Origin of the sequence: Neptunomonas sp. (assembly GCF_016744175.1) — a bacterium.
Classification (GTDB): Bacteria; Pseudomonadota; Gammaproteobacteria; order Pseudomonadales; family Balneatricaceae; genus Neptunomonas.
This window is the reverse complement of sequence record NZ_JADGEV010000033.1, coordinates 22585-43695: the sequence shown is the minus strand read 5'-3', so window position 1 is coordinate 43695 and position 21111 is coordinate 22585. Positions and strand designations below refer to the sequence as shown.

14 protein-coding genes are annotated in these 21111 nt (G+C 42.4%); 6 read left to right on the top strand and 8 right to left on the bottom strand.

What is annotated here, in order from left to right; all coding sequences use genetic code 11:
• The first annotated feature begins 159 nt into the window (after positions 1-159).
• The 5 genes from pedF to QZZ55_RS14320 all read left to right on the top strand — a co-directional run bounded on the left by pedF (position 160) and on the right by QZZ55_RS14320 (position 5210).
• Positions 160-531, top strand: a complete 372-nt coding sequence (pedF, locus tag QZZ55_RS14340; protein ID WP_293268032.1) for a cytochrome c-550 PedF — start codon at positions 160-162, stop codon at positions 529-531.
• Complete coding sequence (locus QZZ55_RS14335; RefSeq protein ID WP_293268030.1) at positions 524-1432, top strand: transporter substrate-binding domain-containing protein; 909 nt, start codon at positions 524-526, stop codon at positions 1430-1432. The genes pedF and QZZ55_RS14335 overlap by 8 nt, the downstream gene beginning before the upstream one ends.
• A 49-nt stretch (positions 1433-1481) precedes the next feature.
• The gene (locus QZZ55_RS14330) at positions 1482-2249 is read left to right on the top strand and encodes a quinoprotein dehydrogenase-associated SoxYZ-like carrier (RefSeq protein WP_293268029.1); all 768 of its coding nucleotides are present in this window, start codon (positions 1482-1484) and stop codon (positions 2247-2249) included.
• 9 nt (positions 2250-2258) lie between these two features.
• Positions 2259-3194, top strand: coding sequence for a quinoprotein relay system zinc metallohydrolase 1 (locus tag QZZ55_RS14325; RefSeq protein WP_293268028.1), 936 nt, complete (start codon positions 2259-2261; stop codon positions 3192-3194).
• Between the two features lie 225 nt (positions 3195-3419).
• On the top strand, positions 3420-5210 hold the full coding sequence (locus QZZ55_RS14320) for a PQQ-dependent methanol/ethanol family dehydrogenase (RefSeq protein WP_293268027.1): 1791 nt from the start codon (positions 3420-3422) through the stop codon (positions 5208-5210).
• An 81-nt stretch (positions 5211-5291) separates the two neighbouring features.
• Here the strand turns inward: QZZ55_RS14320 and QZZ55_RS14315 are convergent, their stop codons facing one another.
• Positions 5292-6188, bottom strand: a complete 897-nt coding sequence (locus tag QZZ55_RS14315) for a LysR family transcriptional regulator (protein WP_293268026.1) — start codon at positions 6186-6188, stop codon at positions 5292-5294.
• 373 nt (positions 6189-6561) lie between these two features.
• Between QZZ55_RS14315 and QZZ55_RS14310 the strand changes: the two genes are divergently transcribed.
• Entirely contained in the window at positions 6562-8082 is a 1521-nt protein-coding gene (locus tag QZZ55_RS14310) for an aldehyde dehydrogenase family protein (protein WP_293268025.1), read from the top strand.
• 56 nt (positions 8083-8138) lie between these two features.
• Here QZZ55_RS14310 and QZZ55_RS14305 read toward each other — a convergent pair whose 3' ends face one another.
• The 7 genes from QZZ55_RS14305 to QZZ55_RS14275 all read right to left on the bottom strand — a co-directional run bounded on the left by QZZ55_RS14305 (position 8139) and on the right by QZZ55_RS14275 (position 21057).
• The gene (locus tag QZZ55_RS14305) at positions 8139-10457 is read right to left on the bottom strand and encodes a diguanylate cyclase (RefSeq protein WP_293268024.1); all 2319 of its coding nucleotides are present in this window, start codon (positions 10455-10457) and stop codon (positions 8139-8141) included.
• Positions 10458-10581: 124 nt separating this feature from the next.
• Positions 10582-14766 (bottom strand): EAL domain-containing protein, encoded by a 4185-nt coding sequence (locus QZZ55_RS14300; RefSeq protein ID WP_293268022.1) that lies wholly within the window; start codon positions 14764-14766, stop codon positions 10582-10584.
• Positions 14767-14887: 121 nt separating this feature from the next.
• On the bottom strand, positions 14888-15913 hold the full coding sequence (locus QZZ55_RS14295) for a TIGR01620 family protein (RefSeq protein WP_293268020.1): 1026 nt from the start codon (positions 15911-15913) through the stop codon (positions 14888-14890).
• A complete protein-coding gene (locus QZZ55_RS14290; protein WP_293268019.1) occupies positions 15913-17346 on the bottom strand; it encodes a YcjX family protein in 1434 nt (477 codons plus the stop codon). The genes QZZ55_RS14295 and QZZ55_RS14290 overlap by 1 nt, the downstream gene beginning before the upstream one ends.
• Positions 17347-17454: 108 nt before the next feature.
• Positions 17455-17865, bottom strand: coding sequence for a hypothetical protein (locus QZZ55_RS14285; RefSeq protein ID WP_293268018.1), 411 nt, complete (start codon positions 17863-17865; stop codon positions 17455-17457).
• 41 nt (positions 17866-17906) lie between these two features.
• Positions 17907-18410: a DUF3087 family protein gene (locus tag QZZ55_RS14280; protein WP_293268017.1), complete on the bottom strand. Its 504-nt coding sequence runs from the start codon at positions 18408-18410 to the stop codon at positions 17907-17909.
• A 151-nt stretch (positions 18411-18561) separates the two neighbouring features.
• Positions 18562-21057 (bottom strand): cache domain-containing protein, encoded by a 2496-nt coding sequence (locus tag QZZ55_RS14275; protein ID WP_293268016.1) that lies wholly within the window; start codon positions 21055-21057, stop codon positions 18562-18564.
• Between the last annotated feature and the right edge of the window lie 54 nt (positions 21058-21111).

Below are 21111 nucleotides of genomic sequence, written 5' to 3'. Positions count from 1 at the left end.
AGGCTTGCGTCATTATTTGAAGAAGAGTGAAACACTGCCAGTTAAAACCGGCATGTGTGTCGTGAAAACAAAAAAGTGGTGAATCTGATGTTCCTGAAAAACAAACTATTACTATCGACGGCTGCATTCGTGTTTTGTTCGGGTCTTTCAACTCAAGCGATGGCACATGGAGATGTGACACCTCAAGGTGTTGATATAGAGGGATTAGATCCACTGGGTGAAGAGTGGTTGGATGAAAACCCATACCGACCTCCTTATGAAAAGAATGCACAGGCTATTAAAATTGGTAGTTCGGCCTACAACCAGAACTGCGCTCGTTGTCATGGGCTGGAAGGTATTTCTGGCGGCATCGCGCCTGATTTACGAATGCTCGAGGCCGGTCTTGAAGGTGATGAGTGGTATCAATATCGTGTAGTAAATGGCGCCGTACGTGATGGTGCTGTTTACATGCCGAAAATGGCAGATTACCTGAGTCAAGAAGCGTTATGGGCGATCCGTACTTGGTTAGAATCGGTCAGTGTTGATGAGTAAGCTCTGCGTACTGGCAATAAGTATCTGTCTGGTGTTATCCGGGCAGGTGCAAGCGCGAGCATACGATGACGTGATTGCCTCAAGGCATCTTACGGTTGGTGTTTATCATGATTTTCCTCCCTATTCTTATCTTGTCGATGGTCAGCCTAAAGGTGTTGATATCGAGCTGGGTAAAGCAATAGCCGCCGCATTTGATCTTGAACTGAAGTTGCACTGGATTACGCCAGACGAAAATCTGGAAGATGACCTGCGTAACAACGTTTGGAAAGGTCATTATCTCGACAAGAATACAGAAAATCCATTGGCGATGAAAAAGCTCGCTGATGTGATGATGCGAGTTCCGTATGATCGTGAGTTTGCTTATCGACAAGATACCCAGACCGGTGAAATGGTGAATGAGCAGGTCGTTATGTTTGGGCCATATCAGCGTGAATCTTGGCGGGTTTCGTTTGATGCCGAAAAGATAGAAGCAGTAAAAACCATGGCTGTTTTCCAGTATTACCCGATAGGTGTCGAGATAGACAGCCTGCCTGATTTTTATCTAACATCGGGCTTTCGGGGGCGTATGCGAAAAAATGTTCATCATTATGGCAACGCACGTAAAGCCTTTAGCGCCATGCAGGAAGGCAAGGTTGATGCAGTGATGGCGATGCGCTCAGAGATTGATCATCTGTTATTTTTGGCGAATGATCCGCGTTACCAGATAGCTGAAAATGGCTTTCCATCGATGGGCAAACAAAAATGGGATGTGGGTATGGCTGTAAAAAGTACATACCGACAGCTAGGCTACGCCATCGAAGAAGTTGTTGATGGCATGGTGCGCTCAGGAGAAATGGAAACACTGTTTAGCAAGTATGGGTTAACGTACGAGCTGCCGGGGCTGTATCAAGAAATACAATAGTGGAAGGTTGTTGGCGGCTATCCGCTTTGAGTGTCATTAGGAGGTTTAGATGCATTTTATTAATGTGATCATGTGTCGTATAACTCTGTTGCTCTGTTTTTTTATAGCGAGCCCGGCGCTGTATGCTTCTGATGACCCTCTTCAGTCTCCTATGTGGGACTATTTACGTCATGTTTTTTTAGGCGATACGCCATATCAATTCGATGATCGCATTATTGTTTTGGTCCCTCCTTTTGCTGAAGATCCTACTCAAGTACCGGTGACGGTTGATGCCACTGGGTTATCTGAAAAAATAGAAAAAATCGTGGTATGGGCAGACTTAAATCCCATTCAACATATTTATACTTATTACCCACTTAAAGATGTAAAACCTAACGTTTCTTTACGTATCAAGGTACAACAGGCTACGCCTATTCGTGCGGCTGTCTTAACGAGAAATGGTCATTGGTTAATAGGTTCCACTTACTTAGATGCGGCGGGTGGTGGTTGCACAACACCCAGTGTGGCTAACGCTAGCCCTTATTGGGAGAGCCACCTAGGCGAAATTAGCGCTAAAAAATTCCAACGAAAAACGTTCGGCCGTTATAAGTTCAAAGTGGTGCACCCTATGGATACCGGGCTGGTGGGTGCTATTCCAGAGTTTTATCTACAGCAGCTTGAATTGCGTGATGCACAGGGAGATGCATTGGTAAAAATGGACCTGTCACAACCGGTTAGCGAAAACCCGGTTTTTTCTTTTGATGTCACTCAACCAAGTGCGCAGCATCGCTTATGGCTGCGAGATAATAATGGCAATGAGTTTGAGCAGCCGCTCTAGGAGGTATCAATGAATAAGTTACAGTGTTTGCTATGCTTCTTGTTGGTTGGTCTTTCTTGTTCTGTATTTGCGGCCAAATTGGCCTATTCGCTTGAACCCCAGAAAATTGCGGATGATACCTGGTTACTTCAAGGTAAGTTGGAAGATTTCTCGCGAGAAAATGGCGGTAATATTGTCAATACGGCTTTTATTGTGACCGCTGAAGGTGTGGTGGTTTTTGATACAGGGCCCTCTAAGCGTTATGGAGAGGCAATGCTCCAAGCCATTGGCTCTGTTACAGATAAGCCTGTTATTCATGTGTTTAATAGTCACCACCATCCAGATCACTTTCTGGGAAATCAGGCATTTAGTGATACAAAAATTTGGGCCTTGCCCGAAACCGGTAAACTTATAGCACAGCAGGGTAATGCTTTCGCTGAGAATATGTATCGCTTGGTAGGGGATTGGATGCGATCTACTGAAGTGCAGTTACCGACTGATCCGTTAGATATCGTTGCAATGTCGCTGATGGAGGTGGGCAACCATCGTTTTCGTTTTTACAAAATGATGGGGCACAGCGGTGCCGACCTGCTTATGTTAGATGAAACGACAGGAGTACTTTTTGCTTCGGATATTGTGTTTTTTCAACGCGCTTTAACAACACCACATACACCTAGCTTAAGTGTGTGGGTAGCCAATTTAGAGCAACTTAAAAACTTGCAATACACTACGCTTGTGCCAGGCCATGGGCCGGTGGATACAACAGGTTTAGCGATAGAGCAGATGGTTGATTACCTGCATTGGCTGGATAAAACGTTAATGGGTGCCGCATCAAGAGGGCTTAGTATGAATGAGGTTATGGCGCTACCTATCGATGCACGCTTTAGTGATATATCGCTGACAAGGTCAGAGTTTGTGCGCTCGGTATTTCATCTTTATGGCCGCTACGAAGAAGCCTCTTTTTAAGCACATTAATACTACCAAACATCTGCAAGACTTTTGGCGCCCTCGTGGCGTCTTTTTTTGCCTATTTGGAGCAGGTAGTAGTACTAAGTAACGAGAAAAGTTGTTCTCGGGAGTAATTGTTGGAATCTACTAAAACTTCAAAATGAGAGACATGATTCGGGGAAGCTTTCCCGGCTCACCCCAAAACGCCCCACAATAAAAAACGATTCCGTAAAGGAGCTAGTGATGAACAAAACGACTTTAGGCACAGGTTTCGCGATCAGTACGCTCGCCGCAGCCATCTCGTTCTCTGCTGTTGTCTCGGCCGGTGTAACTGATAAAGACATCATGAATGACCAAGCAACAACGGGAGATGTAGTTTCCAATGGTATGGGTTTACGCGGACAGCGTTATAGCTCATTGACTGCTGTTAACCCGAGCACAGTAAAAGATCTTCGCCCTGTTTGGGCGTTCTCGTTTGGTGGTGAAAAACAACGTGGGCAAGAATCTCAACCTGTTGTTAAAGACGGTGTGATGTTTGTAACGGGTTCTTACTCACGTGTTTTTGCTATTGACGTTCAAACCGGTGATGAGCTGTGGCAATACGATGCCCGCTTACCTGATGCCATCATGCCTTGCTGTGATGTAATCAACCGTGGTGTCGCTTTGTACGGTGATTTGGTTATCTTTGGTACGTTGGATGCCAAGCTAGTTGCGCTGAATAAAGATACCGGCAAAGTGGTATGGAAAAAGAAAGTTGAAGATTACAAAGCGGGTTATTCATTAACCGCAGCTCCAATTATTGTTAAAGGCAAAGTCATTACCGGCGTCTCTGGTGGTGAGTTCGGTGTTGTAGGTAAAGTAGAAGCTTATGATGCGAAAACAGGGCAATTAGCGTGGACACGGCCTACGGTTGAAGGCCATATGGGTTATGTGTGGAAAGATGGTAAAAAAGTTGAAAACGGTATTTCGGGTGGTGAAGCAGGAAAAACCTGGCCAGGCGACTTATGGAAAACCGGTGGCGCTGCAACATGGTTAGGCGGCACCTATGATGCTGATGTAGATCTACTCTTCTTCGGTACAGGTAACCCAGCACCATGGAATTCACATCTACGCCCTGGGGATAACCTGTTTTCCTCTTCACGCTTGGGTATTGACCCTGACGATGGAAAAATCGTATGGCACTTTCAGACTACGCCACATGATGGTTGGGACTACGATGGCGTCAACGAGCTGATATCTTTTGACTACAAAGCCGATGGAAAAACCATTAAGGCGGCGGGTACTGCTGACCGTAACGGTTTTTTCTATGTCTTAAACCGTGAAAACGGCGGCTTTATCCGTGGTTTCCCGTTTGTGGATAAAATGACATGGGCTAAGGGACTGGATGACAAAGGCCGTCCTATTTATAACGAAGCGTTCCGTCCGGGTAACCCGGCAGCAGCGGCTGATGGTAAGCAGGGTAGTTCGGTTGCAGCCGCACCGGCCTTCCTGGGTGGTAAAAACTGGATGCCGATGTCTTATAGTAAAGATACAGGCTTGTTTTATGTGCCTTCTAACGAGTGGGAAATGGATATCTGGAATGAGCCAGTATCGTACAAGAAAGGTGCAGCATACCTAGGTGCAGGTTTTACTATCAAAGCAGTGAATGAAGACTACATTGGTGTGCTACGTGCGATAGATCCTAAGACAGGTAAAGTGGTTTGGGATTATAAGAATTACTCACCACTTTGGGGTGGCACTATGGTTACTAAGGGTAACTTAGTGTTTATGGGTACACCTGAAGGTTATCTAAAAGCTTTTAATGCTAAAACCGGCGAAGAGATGTACAAGTTTAACACCGGCTCTGGGATTGTCGGTACTCCAATCACGTGGGATATGGGTGGCGAGCAGTATATTTCTGTTGTTTCCGGTTGGGGTGGAGCCGTTCCATTATGGGGCGGTGAAGTGGCTAAACGTATCAAAAACTTAAATCAAGGCGGCACGGTTTGGACGTTTAAGTTACCAAAGCAAAACGCTAACCTAGCTAGTCATTGATTGATAAGCCTGTTCTTTTAGTTCGCTCTTTGAACTAGGAATACCGAAAAGCCTGCGCTCGTAAAAGAGCCAGGCTTTTTTTTATTGCTTTAGTAATGTTTTGCAACGTTGACGCAACATATCACGAAACATTATAACGGCTGGGGTAACCTGTTTTCTATTTGGGCAGATCAACCATAAATTAGCTGGCTCCGTTGAAAATTCAGGCATTAATTCAACAACTCTTCCAGCGTATAGGTCTTCTGCCATATCTAGCCTAGATTTAAATGCAATCCCTTGACCTGATATTGCCCACCGATGAACAAGGTCAGCATCATTACAGATACGGTTACCTTGGACTCTGATACGCATTAGTTCCTGATCCCCCCTAAAACTCCATAAATCGTATGTACGATCGCCCAGTAAATATAAAAGGCAATTGTGTTCGGTTAGGTCATTAGGGTGCGTTGGAGTGCCGTATTTTTTTATGTATGCAGGTGATGCGCAGACCACTCGATCAGATTCGCAGATGGGAAAGGCGATAAGGGATGAGTCTTCTGGTTTTCCATACCTTAACGCAATATCAACTCGATCATGGTAAAAGTCAGAAACGCTATCGCTGGCATCTAAGCTTATTGAAAGCTTGGGATGTAGTTGCATGAATTCATCGAGCCATGGCAATAAAGCATTGCGGCCAAAATCAGAGGAAACAGATATACGCAGCGCTCCAGTTAGCTGTGTTTTATCTTGTTCAAGTGCTTGCTGGGCTTCTTTTAATTCGCAGAGCGCGCGTCGACAGTGAGGTAAATAACGCTCACCTGCTTCTGTTAAGCGTAGTTTTCGAGTAGTGCGGATAAACAGGTTGGTATCTAGTTGCTGCTCTAGGCGTTTCAGTGCGGCACTAGCTGCCGCGGGTGATATATCTAATTCTCGGGCTGCAGCTGTAATGTTTCCGCTATCGGCAGTACGAATAAAAAGATCTAAGTCTGATAACTTCATAGAGAACTAATAGCCCTTCATAGTACTAATAATCAAAAAATATTTGATAAAAAGTACCACATTACTGGTTATTAGTTTATGGCATTTTTTAGTGCATCTCATAGTAAGCATAAGGATACCTCTTTTTTTAAAGGTTTTATTACATTAACTGTCTGATAATAATCAATTTGTATGAAAATTCATGTTGATTTTTTTGTGGTGATACATGGTTTTATAGCCTATGTCTCTTTCATATAAGCACTAAAGTAGTAGTTTTTCGCTTCCAAAGGGTGATACCTGACTTGCCTTCTGAATCGCTAATATCGAACTGTGATTAATTGAATGGCGCCTGCTGGTTGGGCAGGGCTTATATAACAAGAAAGAGGCCAAGAAGATGATTTATGCACAGCCAGGAGCTGAAGGCTCAGTTGTAACTTTTCAAGAGCGCTATGGTAACTATATCGGTGGCGAATGGGTTGCACCGGTTAACGGGCAGTATTTTAAAAACGTTTCACCTGTTGATGGCGAGTCTTTTTGTGAAATCCCTCGCTCCACAGAAGCCGATATTAATTTAGCGCTGGATGCAGCGCATGCAGCTAAAGATGCGTGGGCCGGGACTTCTGTTACAGCGCGCTCAAATATCTTACTTAAAATAGCCGACCGAATTGAAGCTAACCTAGAAAGGTTGGCTGTTGCCGAAACATGGGATAACGGTAAAGCCGTACGTGAAACGCTGAATGCGGATGTACCTCTGTGTGTTGATCACTTCCGCTACTATGCTGGTTGTATTCGTGCACAAGAAGGCTCGATTGGTGAAATTGATGGTAACACTGTTGCTTATCACTTCCATGAACCTCTTGGTGTTGTTGGTCAGATCATTCCTTGGAATTTTCCACTGTTGATGGCTGCTTGGAAATTGGCTCCAGCACTGGTTGCGGGTAACTGTGTGGTACTTAAGCCTGCTGAGCAGACTCCAGCATCAATTCTTGTGTTAATGGAAGTTATTGGTGATTTACTGCCAGCCGGTGTGCTGAATGTTGTAAACGGCTACGGTGCTGAAGCAGGCCAAGCACTTGCGACGAGCAAGCGTATTGCTAAAATCGCTTTCACAGGCTCTACCCCAGTGGGATCGCATATTCTTAAATGTGCTGCAGAAAATATTATTCCTTCTACAGTGGAGTTGGGTGGTAAGTCTCCTAACATCTACTTCGAAGATATCATGAGCCATGAAGATGAGTTCATTAGTAAGTGCGTAGAGGGAACAGTATTAGCATTCTTTAACCAAGGTGAAGTATGTACTTGCCCATCGCGTTTATTGGTTCAGGAATCGATCTACGATGAATTCATCGAGATGGTTATCAAGCGTATTGGCCAGATTAAGCGCGGTAATCCATTAGATACTGAAGTTATGGTTGGTGCACAGGCTTCACAAGAGCAGTTTGATAAGATTTTGAGCTACTTCGAAATCGGTCGCAACGAAGGTGCGGAAGTGCTTACTGGTGGCGCAGCTGAAACCTTACATGATGGTCTTAACAACGGTTACTACATACAGCCAACGTTACTGAAAGGTAACAATAGTATGCGTGTATTCCAGGAAGAGATTTTTGGACCAGTTGTTTCTGTCACTACTTTCAAAGATGAAGCAGAAGCATTGGCGATTGCTAACGATACTGAGTTTGGTTTAGGTGCCGGTGTATGGACACGTGATATGAACCGCTCATACCGTATGGGCCGTGGCATTCAGGCTGGTCGTGTGTGGACCAACTGCTATCACCATTATCCAGCACATTCAGCATTTGGTGGTTATAAAAAATCAGGTGTTGGCCGTGAGACACACAAAATGATGTTGGATCATTATCAGCAGACTAAAAATATGTTAGTTAGCTACGATATTAATCCAATGGGCTTCTTCTAAGCCTCAATTGTAATTGGGTCTTTTGAGGGCTTAGGCCCTCTTTTTTTGTTGAGCCTCTAGCTGACCTGACACCATCCCTTTTTAACGGAGACATTGTCTCTATCTGCTTGCTTTGATTGGTAAAGCGCTTGGTCTGCATTATAAAGAGTTTCTTTAATAGTTACGTCTGGCGAAAAATTAGAGACCCCCGCACTGGCGGTCATTTTTCCAACATGTTGGTATGAGTGCTCTCGTATTTTTGCCAGTAGTTTCTCGGCAAGGTTACTTGCTTCCTCAATATCAATATGAGGGCAGATAATTAGGAATTCTTCACCTCCCCAACGACCTACATAGTCAGTATTACGGACATTGTTTTGTAAAACGTTAGCAAACTCGACTAATACGATATCACCCATCGCATGGCCATAGGTGTCGTTAACACGCTTAAAGAAGTCAATATCGAGCAGTATTATGGACGCATTAAGTTTATATCGATTTACCTCTGCTTTTTGTTCAATTAACACATCGTCCATTTTTACTCGATTATAGAGCCCTGTTAGCTTATCAGTAACCGATAGTGTTTTAAGGCGTTGGTTGAGTTTTCTTAACTGAAAGTAGTGGTAGATAAAACCCAGAGATAATAGAAATAAACCACTGATAATTTTCCACATTAAGGAATAATCAATCGAAACTTCCTGCGTTACGGGTACCCATTTGTTGAATGTTGCTTGTTTTAATTCAGGGGGAATGTTTTGTGTGAGCTTTTGAAATATTTCTTGTAATAATGGCTCATCATTTCGGGTGGCTATTGAGAGGTATATATCATCCTCAAGCCGGGATGATATTTTTAAACTCCCAGTATAATCTTTCTGTATAGCTGTCCCAATGGTCATTAAGTTATCAATGTAGCCATAGAGTTGGCCACTCTCTACTTGTTGTAGCCCATCATGAATCGATTCTACCTCTACAATATTGATCCCTGGCACTTCTCTACGCAAGCTCTCTGCTACTGAGTAACCTCCGACAACACCGATTTTTTCGTGTCTAATTTCTGAGATGTCACTGATAAAGAATTTCTCTGTGGTTGTCGCCATTACTACAGGAAAAGTTGTATAAGGCTCGGTAAAATCCATATAGAGCGCGCGTTCTGGCGTGTATGATGCCATTGAAAAGATATCGCATTGCCGGTTTTTTGCTTTTTGAATAGATTCTTGCCAGCTTTGAGTGGGGACAAGATGAATCGGTATTGGCAGTTGAGACGAAAAGGACGAAATGATGTCGGCGGCAATACCTACATGTTTGCCGTTTTTGATACTCTCAAAAGGCATCCAATCAGGGTCTACACAGACGTTGATGGACTTTTTATTTTGTAAGTAATGCTGTTGTTTTTCATTGAAAACTAGGGAGTGGTTGTACTTTAAAAGCAACTCATCGAATAAAAATGTGCCTAATTCCTGGTTCGGCGCTAGTAACCCACTATGGTGTAACTGTTTCACGGCTCTAAGGCTTAAGTCAGTATTAATAGCGCCCACTTCAAAGAAATCCAATAGCATCATTTTCTTGGTGATAGCGACTTCATAGGTGAGTGCGGCCACAGACTTTATCTGGGTATATTTTTGGTAAATGGTAGCAATCGTTTCTCGTGGATTTTCTAATGCATATGCCCAGCCTCGGTTTGACGCATTAATAAAGTTTTGAGTTCTTTCTGGATGCTGTAATGCTTCAGTTTGGGAAGTAAATAGGTTAACGGCACTCATAAAAAAGCCATAATCAGCAGGATCAATAATATTGTATTCGATACCTTGTCGGTCGAGCTCAAATAGCTGGTTGGTTCGAAATGCACTCATAGCATCTATTCTATTATGAATGAAATCATCGATATTAAAGGAGTGTTCAATGAGTGCTGTATTATTTTTGTTAATGAAGAAGTGGTCTAGCATTAATGCTAAAGAGCTATATTTTAATTCATCATTAGTACCCATTACTGTTTTACCAATCAAATCTTTTGGTGTTTTTATCTCTTTAGACGTGACAAAAATAAGAGGAGACTGTTGGTAGTAGGTGGCTAATAAAACGTTTGGTTTTAGTTCGCCGTCGTGAATGATGACACTTGAGTTGTGTATACCGTAGTTGTGCTTTTGAGAAAGTACTTGCTCGACGGTATCAGAGCCTGCTTGATATTCTAGTAGCTCTACATCCAATCCTACCTCTTGATAAAAGCCTTTTTCTTTTGCCATGATGAAGCCGGCAAACTCAAACTGATATTTCCAATCGAGTTGTAAAGATACTTTTTCTAAGGGCGCAGCACTGCTGCTGATGCTCAACACTATTAATAGAGCAGCGATGATTAATGAATACAACCGGCGTGTTGTGTGTAATAAATGCTGCGTACACATTGATAGACATATCCCTATGTTTTAGCGGGGCTGTCATTAAGGAGAAAAGAAAAAACCTTTTAGAGCCGCAGGTTAATTTTAGCACAAGATAAACGCACTGCTTTTATTCTATAGTCGTGATTGTCTAGATTGATTCAGAGGGTAGTGGTCTAGAATATAAGTAGCCTTGGGCAGAAAAGCACCCGAGGGATAAGAGTAGCTCCTTCTGCTCTTGTGTTTCTACGCCTTCAGCAATGACTTCTAAGGAGAGCGCTTTCCCCAATGCAATAACCGTTTGCACAATGGCTCTATCTTTATGTGAACCTGGCAGGTGTTGAATGAAAGAGCGATCGATTTTCAGTTTATCAATAGGTAACTGCTTTAAGTAATTTAGAGATGAGTAACCCGTTCCAAAATCATCAATAGCGATATTTATGCCCATGTTTCGTAAGTGACTCAATACCCTCGTAGCTTCAAGTTCGTTACCCATCAAAAATGATTCAGTAATTTCTATTTCAAGCTTGTTTGCAGGGAATCCTGTTTCTATTAACGCTGTTTGTACTGACGTAAGAAAGTCACCTTTTTTTAGCTGAGGGACAGAAACGTTGATGGCTATATAATCAAATGATTTACCCTCATTAAGTAGCTGTTTTCCTTTTCTACATGCTTCGAAAAGTACCCACTCACCAAGCGCCAAAATAATATTGCTCTCTTCTGCAATAGCAATAAATTTATCAGGCATGATTAGCCCGAGTGTCGGATGTTGCCAACGGATAAGTGCTTCATAACCAATAAGTTTTTCATCGGTTAGCCTGAATTGCGGCTGGTAATAAAGAGTGAAGTCATTTGTCTGTAAAGAGTGCCTCATCATCGCTTCAAAACTTAACCGTTCAAACGCTATGCTGGTCATTTCTTTCGAGTAGTATTGGTAGGTATTTCGTCCTTCAGCTTTTGCTTGGAACATGGCCGCATCTGCGTTACTGATAAGTTCGTCGTATGTTTCGTTATTGATTGACGTTAGGCTAATACCAATACTGACTGAGATGTATATTTCTTGATCGGCAATAAAGAAGGGAAGGGTAAATTGGTCAATGATTTTTTCAGCCATTAGCGCTGATTCTTTGACTTGGTGAATGTCTTCCATAATAAAGACAAACTCATCACCCCCAAGGCGTGCAAGTGTGTCATCTTTGCGTATACATTGCGTAAGCCTATCAGTAACCGCAACGAGTAGTTCGTCACCGACTACATGGCCTAAACTGTCATTGATATTTTTGAAATGGTCGAGATCTAAAAATAGTACAGCAAATTGCCCGCCAGAGTGCTTCTGATGCTCCAGAAGGTGTAATACACGCGCTTCTAACAGTAACTTATTAGGCAGACCTGTGAGCGAGTCATAATGCGCCTGATGTTCTAGTGCTTGTTGTGATGCTTTCAATGCAGAGACGTCTGAAAAAACAGCCACATAGTTTTGTACTTCACTTTGTTTATTCACAATAGCGGTAATAGTGAGTAATTGAGGATAGATTTCGCCATTCTTACGGCGGTTCCATATTTCTCCTGTCCATTGTCGGTTATTACGTATCTCGGACCACATGTTATGGTAAAACTCAGAGGTATGACGTCCAGATCGAAGAATGGCTGGCTTTTCCCCCAAAACATCCTTTTCACTGTATCCCGTAATATTTTCAAATGCTTTGTTGATAGAAATGATGCGGGTAAAAGGATCGGTAATGACTACGCCTTCTAAGCTATTTTCAAATACTACGGCAGACTGCTGTAAGCGTTCTTCTGCATCTACTTGAAAGCTCTGATCATGTAAGGTTGCAATGACCATTTGTTGGTTTTTGATAGCTATTTGAGTGGCTGAAATCTCAACAGGTATACGCTGACCCGAGCAAGATACGCAATACCCATGACCCTGAAAGCTTTTATCTCCCTTGCTAAAAGCGGTTAACATGTTATCGAAGACGGTATTTTTGAAAGGGCTTAATTCAGTAATTATAACGGTTGGCTGAAGTTGTTTTTCTATTTCGCCAGTATTTACTGGCTGCGCCGTTCGCTCGCTAAAACCAAACATTTGGTTTGCTTTGGGGTTAACTTCAATGACACTCCAGTCTTGTGGGTTTAAAGCGAGAATTGCATCGTTGGAGTCTTCAAAAAATGCTTGGTACTTTCTTTCACTGTCTTCTAACGCTTTTCGTGCTGCTTTACTTTCTGTTACATCTCTTTGTACGCCGATAAAATGAGTAAGTATCCCCGAATCATTGTAAACAGGTGATATACGTATTTTCACCCAAAATAGCTGACCACATTTCTTATAATTACGTAGCTCAACTGAGCATGACCCGCCTTTTTCTAATGCTTCTCTTATGATGTCTAGAGCCGGTTGCTCCCTGTCCTCATTTTGCATAAACCGGCAATTTTTCCCCAAAAGCTCTTCTTGGGAATAGCCAGTCATTTCCTCAATAGCGGGGTTGGCATAAATAATGGGAAAGTCGTGCAGAGCAGAGGTAATCAGTATTCCGTCTTGGGTCGATCGAACCGCTCGGTCTTTAATGAGTAACTCATTTTCAACGATGTTCTTTTGGGTGATATCAGTAATGACTGATAAAAACCCGGTTAGCTTTCCTGCTTGGTCATACTGATAAGACCAGTTAATACGTATATCAACAGGGCTCCCATTTTTATGGGCACTGGTTGTCTCAATTGGAAAAGGTGTTGGTTGTTCGTGTAGTGTTTTCTTGAAGAGTGCTTTGGTATTGGCTTTATGTTTTTCACTGAAAGACAGGTCCCAAATATACTTTCCAGCCAGCTCTCCAGCCTCGTAGCCTAGAATGACATGATAGGCAGGATTGCTAAAGATAATACGCCCGTTAAGGTCAATTTCTTGAATCCCATGAGGCAGTGTTTGCAAAATCGCTTGTAAATGCTGCTCGGCTTCTTCTCGTGTTTTAATATCTTGGCTTAAGCGTTCTTGTAAATACTGGCTTGTCATCGCGGAAGAAAAGTAGGCGGTAAACTCTTGTAATAAACGTATTTCAGAAGCCGACGGTTCGTGCGGTTCTTTACAATACTGCACATAGAGAATGGCAGGATTGGTTTGTTTGGTGCGTATAGGAGCGCTATATATTGTTTTAATATCCCAGTGCTGATAAAGATCGTGTTTCGGTGAATCTGGTGAGTCATGATCAATATAAATGCTATGCTGCTTAAGTGTTTTTTGAGCCTCTTCTCTCATTTCTTTTGTAAAAGGTATTTGGTCTGATATATCTGAGGCACCGGTAAATTCAGGTGAGCAGCTTTCATAAAGGATAGTGGCTGATGAGAATTCAACATCATTGGCAAGCAGTAAACTCACTCGGTCAGCGTTGAGCACTCGGCATAAATCGGTAATGGATTCAGCGAATAGCGTATTGATATCGGTAGCGTTTAGCATGCGGGCAGCGACATGCTCTAAGGCTTGGGCAAAATGACTTTCTTGGATCTCCTTTTCTGCAACCGCAAGATCATAGTTTAACTTGAGAATTGACTCTTGTAATAAGGATATATAACGAGATTCAAGGCCGCTGATGAGCCCTTTTCGAGTAATGAGACCGGCGGCAAAACCATGCTCATCTGTCACGAGTAAGCGATGGCAGCCATGATCAATCATCTTTGCTCGAGCTTCACTTAAAGGGGTGCCGTAGGCAACGCTTAAAACAGGGAAGTTCATGACCGACTGGACAGTCGTGGTGTCGATGTCTACTTTTTCGTCGAGTATCCGTACAATGTCTTTTTCAGTCAGAATGCCTTGTACGTTTTTACGGGAGCCAATGAGAAGGCAGTTGGTTCCGCTCTTTGAGAATAGTTTGAATGCTTCTTTGAGGCTGATGTTTGCAGCTATAAAGTGAAGCTTGTGGTCAGTGACATTATCAACATATTTGACCTCCATCAGGTATTCAATACCAAGATGATGAATGAAATCGGTAGGTGTAGCGACGCCTATAGGCTTCCCTTTCTCATCAACAACCACTAAATGCCTAATGTTATGTTTAGTGAGTAAGTTGTAGGCTTCATAATACTGCATATCAGAGGGAGCAGATATGACAAGGGATGTCATAATATCGGCTGCTAATAATTGACTGATGTCTGTCGCGCTAGCTGTGTGGATGATATCGCGTTCGGTTATAATACCAACTAGCTTTTCTGAGGCATCGAGCACTATAAGAGAACTTAGCCTCTTTTCTCTCATTAGGCGAAGAATGTCTGATACCGATTTATCGGTAACTACCGATACGAGTGTGCCAGAGCAAATAGACTGTAAGGTTAGCCTGTGAAAGTTATCCATTCATTCGTTCAGCTTGCGTTCAGAAAATAAAGCCCATATGTTATAGTAACAACCTAGACTCATAGTTGATGAGAGTCAATAACTGAGTAAGTAGCTAGGCTATTAGCGAATATGGTTGATTCTAGTTCTTAATATCACGCAAAATGGATTGAGTAACTGACGATAGCTGTAACTGCTCACTTTGCTCTTGAGGAAGCGGCCTGCATATTTTTATGGCCTGTAAGCCTGAGCGCGCAGTAAACAACCCTGCCCCAATACCTTGTCCAGCCCTTGCTGAAATAGATGTCGTTATTGAGTTTCCTAAAATGTGAGAACTTGCGTGAATAGTCATCTCGCTCAGTCCAGCAAAAGCAATGTTATGTAATACTTTTTTGAGCAGGCTCCACTGTGTTGTTGCCCCGGTTGAAATGCCATAAATATCAGTGACTTCGCGAAGCATTTTTAAATTTCTCCAACCTACCAACCACATATCAAATGTTGCATAGGGGCTAAGGGCGACCATGATGCCGGACTGTACACTGTATCGATGAACGCAGCGGCGTGCGGCCTCATCTTGCTCTTTTAATGCGTGCTGGGATATATAACGGATAATTTCGCCATCATTATAGGCTGAGTCTACCTGTCGTAGCGCTTCTTTAAATGATTGGTTGATGGGTGTGTTTTCATAGTAGCTATCGAGTTTTTTTAATAAAGGAACTGCTTGTCCGTGAGTTTTTTGATCACGGAGTGCTTCGGCTTCGAAATGTAGAGCTTCTGTCTGCTTAAGCTGACGTAACCCTTTAAAGCTTTGCCATACCCAGAGCAAGCCACTGATAAAGGTTATACCGGTTAATGTGCTAAAAGCGATACCAAGCGCGGGGTGTGTTATAAACCCCCAGTTAATAAGACGGTATACTTCGCCAATGACCCCTGCGGATAGTAACAGCGTAATTGATACTGTAAATAAAGTTGTCCAGTGGCTGCGCTTTTTGTGCGTGTTTGATTGCTGATTTTTATCCTGAGCGTCGTCATTATCTTCAGTTACAACTGATATGGAGTGCAGCGGAATTTCTTGTGCTTTGGGAGATTCCGACTCCGTATCTGGCTGCTTTTGCAAGTTAGCAGGGTCTATCAGTACAGGCTCTTTCCATTCTGGTTGGTCGCTCATCAGAATATATCTCCTGTTAGGTACTCTAGCGCTTGGTCTAGTCGAATATGGTGTGCAGGTTTTAAATCAGTTTGAGGCAGTTTTTTAGGCGCAAAATCTAAGAAGCGAAAGCGGCTACTATTCCAGTCTTGTTCTGTTGGTAGTTCTGTAGGAACTTCACCTGGGAACAGCGCCATCGTTTCATTTGTTGTCTTATTGATTCCTTTCAAGCAAGAAATTGTTTGGCCATCCAGTACGGCTTCTGCTGATTCTGTTGAGCGAATAGAAGCAAGTGCCATGCAACGTGTATCGATGCCTTCAAAGCGAATATCTCGCTGCGCATCTTGGATAATCAGCTCAAGAAACTTATCTAAATTATGATGTTGATTAGCGGTTACATGATCAGCTTTGGAGGAAGCGAAAAGTACTTTGTCTATACGTGGGCTAAAGAGCCGGCGTAAGAAACCTGATGGTCCATAGTTGAAGCTTTGCAGTATGTCAGTGAGTGCTAACTTCATATCATCAAAGCATGGTTTGCCATGGTTCAACGCTTTTAGGCAGTCCACAAGTACCACTTGACGGTCAAAGCGAGAGAAATGCTCGCGGTAAAATCGCTTAACAATTTTCTCACGATAAGCGTCATAGCGTTGTTGTAATAGTTGATACATTGAGCCTTCAGGGATAGAGCTTAAGCTAGGAGGCTGCAGAATGGGGAATAGTTGTAGTAAAGGGCTCGATGCCAACTCCCCTGGTAAAACGCAACGCCCTGGCTGGATCATGCTCAATGCGTTTTCATCGTTACGCAGCAGATGTAATAGCTTTGTGTACTCTTCACTGAGCACAGATAAAAGCTGCTCATCAGCGGGAGAACACCAGTCAACTGTGTTTTGTGCGGCGATCCAGTTCTTAGCCAATGTGGCCCTAGGTTCTAGTGTAAATAGCTGCTGTTGTTTATTACACCACTGTTCAAAGTTCAAATGTAGTAAAGGTAAGTCGAGTAGCCATTCACCAGGATAGTCGATGATGTCGAGGTATAGCGTAGCGGTATCATTCACTAAGCGCTTTAGGCGGCTTGCAGGCTTATATTTTATGGCGAGTTTTACTTCAGACAAGCCCGTTGTTGATTCAGGCCAACTGGGGGGTTCTTGACCTAAAGATTGAATGGATTGTTGTAAGGGAAATGGAGCATCTGATGAGCTGTTGAGGTTTTTAACGCTGATAATTCGCTGATCACTGGCCACTTCAAAAAAAGGTAAAGAGCGGCTTTGGTTCGCTTCTAAAAGGTGGTGAACTAGAGAGGTAATGAAGACGGTTTTGCCGCTACGGCTAAGTCCGGTCACGGCAATTTTCAAATGCCTATCTAGCCCCTGTGTAGCGACTTCTTTAAGCTGATGCTGGATATCATCCAGTAGCTCTTCACCGATGAGATTTTTTAATTTGGAGCCCAGACCCATGTTTCACATCCCAAATGATAACGATACTCTAGTGTGACAGAATAAAGCTGAATCAGTGCCAACAAAAGTCATTGGCTGCGATTTGTATGACATGGATTCAATGGTTGCTTAAATGAAGGGCGCCACACCTATTAATAGGATGTACGGGAACGCGACAGTAGGGCGGGCTGCTTGGCATAAATATTCTTTTATCAGGCCTGAAAACCCAGAACGTTGCGCTAGCCATTCTGAATTAAGTTGGCAGGGTGATACGTTGTTAAGCGTTTCGTTGTTGTCTCTCAATGCGGCTTCGACTTTGAGTAGACGCTCCGAAATTCTTGCTTGGAAGGTTTTCCATATAGCATCTTGTAGCCATAAAGTAGCGAGAAGAAGAATAAGAAGTAAATTGGCTTGAATTAACGTTGCGCAAGCTGTAATGGCAATACCCAATAGCTTAATATACAGCGAATGTTTTTCATAAGCATCTGACTGAGTCTGCAGTACATTCCACTCATTGATAAATGCATTAGGTATATCCACATCATTCTCCATTTACTTTGTTAACCGATGAAAACTGTCGATTAGTATTCTTTAACCCATTCTGATTGATAAGCAGCGAGATCTTCGATATCAAATTTCTGTTGCAATGTTAGCAAATCATTTTGGTTTTTAGTGAGGTCATCGAGTGTGATGGTGTTGTTATCTAATTCGAACACATGCCTAGATGCGCGATAACTGAAATCTAAAATTGCCATGGCCCGCGCATCGCCCTCGGCTGCTGCTTCCTTAATTTTACGTTGCTTTCTATAAATCTGATTGAGCTCTGCTTTTACTTTGCGTATGTAGACGGCTTCGTAAAGAAAAGGGTGTTGTTTATAAGTAATCAGTATTTGCGCCATGATAAGAGCAGCAATCACTACACCTGTTATATTCCAGTGTAGATTTTCTCCTTCTGGGCCGCCCCAAAAATGAATGAGAAGGGTAGAAACCGTTAGCGAGACAGTTAGCATGAAAATACATATGGCGATGAAAGTTATTTTAATGTGTTTGTTGTAACGGGCCTTATTAATGTTTTCCAGTTGCATTGGCTTACTAGTTCCAAATATATATGGGTGAAATGAATAGAAATAAATCAGATATCGGTATTAGGTGAGTATAAAGTAAGCATTTATATACGGGTACTTTTTTAAGGTTACCATTGGTGATATGGGCAAGCACTTGCCCGCTTATGTAAAGCTAGTCGATTGCTGTGCTTGTGTATTTTCTCGATAGTTCATGTAACGAGAGAGGCCTGTCAAAATAATAGCCTTGAGCGATATGGCAATGATAACTGCTTAGCTGGGCGAGTTGCTCTGCTGTTTCAACCCCTTCTGCTATCATGGTGAGTTGGTATGACCCTCCTATTGCAATAATAGCTCTTACCAAGTTATCGCTTTCATTACTGGTTAACAGTTTGTCTACAAAAGTGCGGTCTATCTTTATTTCATTGATAGGTAAATTGCTCAAGTAGCTGAGAGATGAGTATCCAGTACCGAAATCATCAAGCGACAGGTTGAAGCCAAGATCTCTTATTTTCTGCAATAAGGGTGATACATAAGCCAGATCTTCAATGAGTAAATTTTCAGTAATTTCAAGAGTGATTTGTTGATGGCGTAGAGTGTGGTTGTTCGCGCTAGCGACTAACTTGTCTATAAATTCTGGAGCACTTAGTTGTTTTGGAGATAAGTTAACCGAGAGGTCAATAGCGTGTTTTCGGTTTTTGTTAAAATCGCTAATATCGGATAAAGATTTGTTAAGCACGAACATGCCTATTTCATGAATTAAACCGGTATCTTCTGCAATGCCGATAAAGTCTACGGGCGAAACTTGCCCTAGGTGCTCATTGTTCCAACGCACCAATGCTTCAACCCCGTGTAATTTCCCGCTTTGAATGTTAATTTGAGGTTGATATACGACACTGATCTCATCATTTATTAACGCTAATCGAAGCGCTGTCTCTAGCTGTAAATCTTTACGTACTTGTTTGTTGATATCTCTATTAAAGAATAAAAAACCTCCTTTTTGGCTCGCTTTGGATTTGTATAGCACAATATCGGATTTACTTATCAGCTTCTCTGGATCTTCGCCGTCGTCAGGGAACATTGTCACGCCTATGCTGCAGCTGGAGTGGATAACTTTTCCTGCAATAGAGAATGGTGTGCTGAAAATCTTTTGGATTTGCTCAACCTTGAGCTCAGCTGCGCGTAAATCTTGTAATTCGGGGAAACAAAAAATAAACTCATCTCCTCCAAATCGGGTGATACTGTCACCTAATTCCAGAACGCTTTCAAACTCGTGACTAACAGCCTGAAGCAGTTCATCTCCAACCGAATGGCCATATAAATCATTTATTTTTTTGAAGTCATCTAGATCAACAAACATGAGTGCTAGTTGTAAATTGTTACGTTTTGACAACTCTATACCTTGTGCAATGCGCTCCTCAAGTAACAGTCGATTAGGGAGTTGAGTGAGCGCATCATGATGAGCAACATAATGGAGTTGATTTTTAGTGTGCTCAAGTTCGTCAATATTACTAACGATGTGCTGATGAAACTTTTCAAATCGACTAGAAATATTACGACTAATATATATCAAAACAAAAATTAGAATGAGCGTAGCTAAAAAGCTAAGCAATAATATTTTCTGCAGTTCATCTTTATTTTGAGCTTGTATGGTTATGGCTCTTTCTGTGAGGTAATTCTCAATTTCATTGATATAAACCCCGGTGCCAATGGCCCAATTCCAGTCAGGAATGCCTGTCACATAGCTTATTTTTTTTGCCGGCTTGCCCGTTGTTGGCATAATGGAGCCGATGTATTTAACATAGTCTCCACCTTGTTGTGCTGTTTGAATAATTTTGCGAACAAACGGAAAACCGTTAGCCCCTCTTCCGTCGATGTTATTTGTTCCAACCAATGATTTCTTGAAATGAGAAAGATAATTTCCTTGGTAGTCAATGACGAACACATAGCCATTTTCACTGTAACGAATATTGTCAATTCGCCTTAATAATTTCTCTTTTATATCATTTTCAACATCAGCAATGTATTCGCCAGTGCCGATGAACCAGTCATAAGGGGCGAAGTACTTACCAAAGCCTATTTTTTCAAACTCTTGGGTTTTATCTTGTGGCTTCACAAACCACCAACGATAAAAGCTTTCATTATTTTCTTTTACCCGTTGGCCCATTTCTCGAACGATGTAACGCCCCCTGATATCCTGCAAATCCCATTTGGAGGTGCCTTCCATGTGTGGAAGTAAGGGGTGCATAACATTGAGGCCATTGGTTTTGTAGATAAAGAAGTAGCCTCGCCCGCCATTAAAAGAAATGCTACGTAAACTATCGGTTATCAACCGTGTTACTTCGGCTTCAGTTTTGTCTTTGTGTTGTTGGTAAATGCTCTCTGTAATAGCGTATGCCTCACTAACACGCTGTTTTATATTATCTTTTAATGTGCTCTCTATTTTGCTTTTCTCAAATTGAATATCTTGAAAAACCTGAGTCACTTGGCTTTTAGCCACCGCTTTTTGAAGGTCCATGAAGTTGTTGCGCAAGGAGGCTATATCGCTGTTAGCTTTTGTATGGTTGTTATAAATAATGACAGTGCTGAGCAATACGATAAAAATGCCTACGACCAGAACAGGGGCTACTTTGATAAGGCGTATTAGTTTCTGATCGGATATGATTTTCATCGTTCTAATATAATTCCAACATCACTCAATTTTGTCCGTGTTACTAACACGTGA

Bases quoted from the DNA above. Each gene is read 5' to 3' on its own strand.
- pedF (WP_293268032.1), top strand. From the start codon at position 160: ATGGCACATGGAGATGTGACACCTCAAGGTGTTGATATAGAGGGATTA.
- QZZ55_RS14335 (WP_293268030.1), top strand. From the start codon at position 524: ATGAGTAAGCTCTGCGTACTGGCAATAAGTATCTGTCTGGTGTTATCC.
- QZZ55_RS14330 (WP_293268029.1), top strand. From the start codon at position 1,482: ATGCATTTTATTAATGTGATCATGTGTCGTATAACTCTGTTGCTCTGT.
- QZZ55_RS14325 (WP_293268028.1), top strand. From the start codon at position 2,259: ATGAATAAGTTACAGTGTTTGCTATGCTTCTTGTTGGTTGGTCTTTCT.
- QZZ55_RS14320 (WP_293268027.1), top strand. From the start codon at position 3,420: ATGAACAAAACGACTTTAGGCACAGGTTTCGCGATCAGTACGCTCGCC.
- QZZ55_RS14315 (WP_293268026.1), bottom strand. From the start codon at position 6,188: ATGAAGTTATCAGACTTAGATCTTTTTATTCGTACTGCCGATAGCGGA.
- QZZ55_RS14310 (WP_293268025.1), top strand. From the start codon at position 6,562: ATGATTTATGCACAGCCAGGAGCTGAAGGCTCAGTTGTAACTTTTCAA.
- QZZ55_RS14305 (WP_293268024.1), bottom strand. From the start codon at position 10,457: ATGTGTACGCAGCATTTATTACACACAACACGCCGGTTGTATTCATTA.
- QZZ55_RS14300 (WP_293268022.1), bottom strand. From the start codon at position 14,766: ATGGATAACTTTCACAGGCTAACCTTACAGTCTATTTGCTCTGGCACA.
- QZZ55_RS14295 (WP_293268020.1), bottom strand. From the start codon at position 15,913: ATGAGCGACCAACCAGAATGGAAAGAGCCTGTACTGATAGACCCTGCT.
- QZZ55_RS14290 (WP_293268019.1), bottom strand. From the start codon at position 17,346: ATGGGTCTGGGCTCCAAATTAAAAAATCTCATCGGTGAAGAGCTACTG.
- QZZ55_RS14280 (WP_293268017.1), bottom strand. From the start codon at position 18,410: ATGCAACTGGAAAACATTAATAAGGCCCGTTACAACAAACACATTAAA.
- QZZ55_RS14275 (WP_293268016.1), bottom strand. From the start codon at position 21,057: ATGAAAATCATATCCGATCAGAAACTAATACGCCTTATCAAAGTAGCC.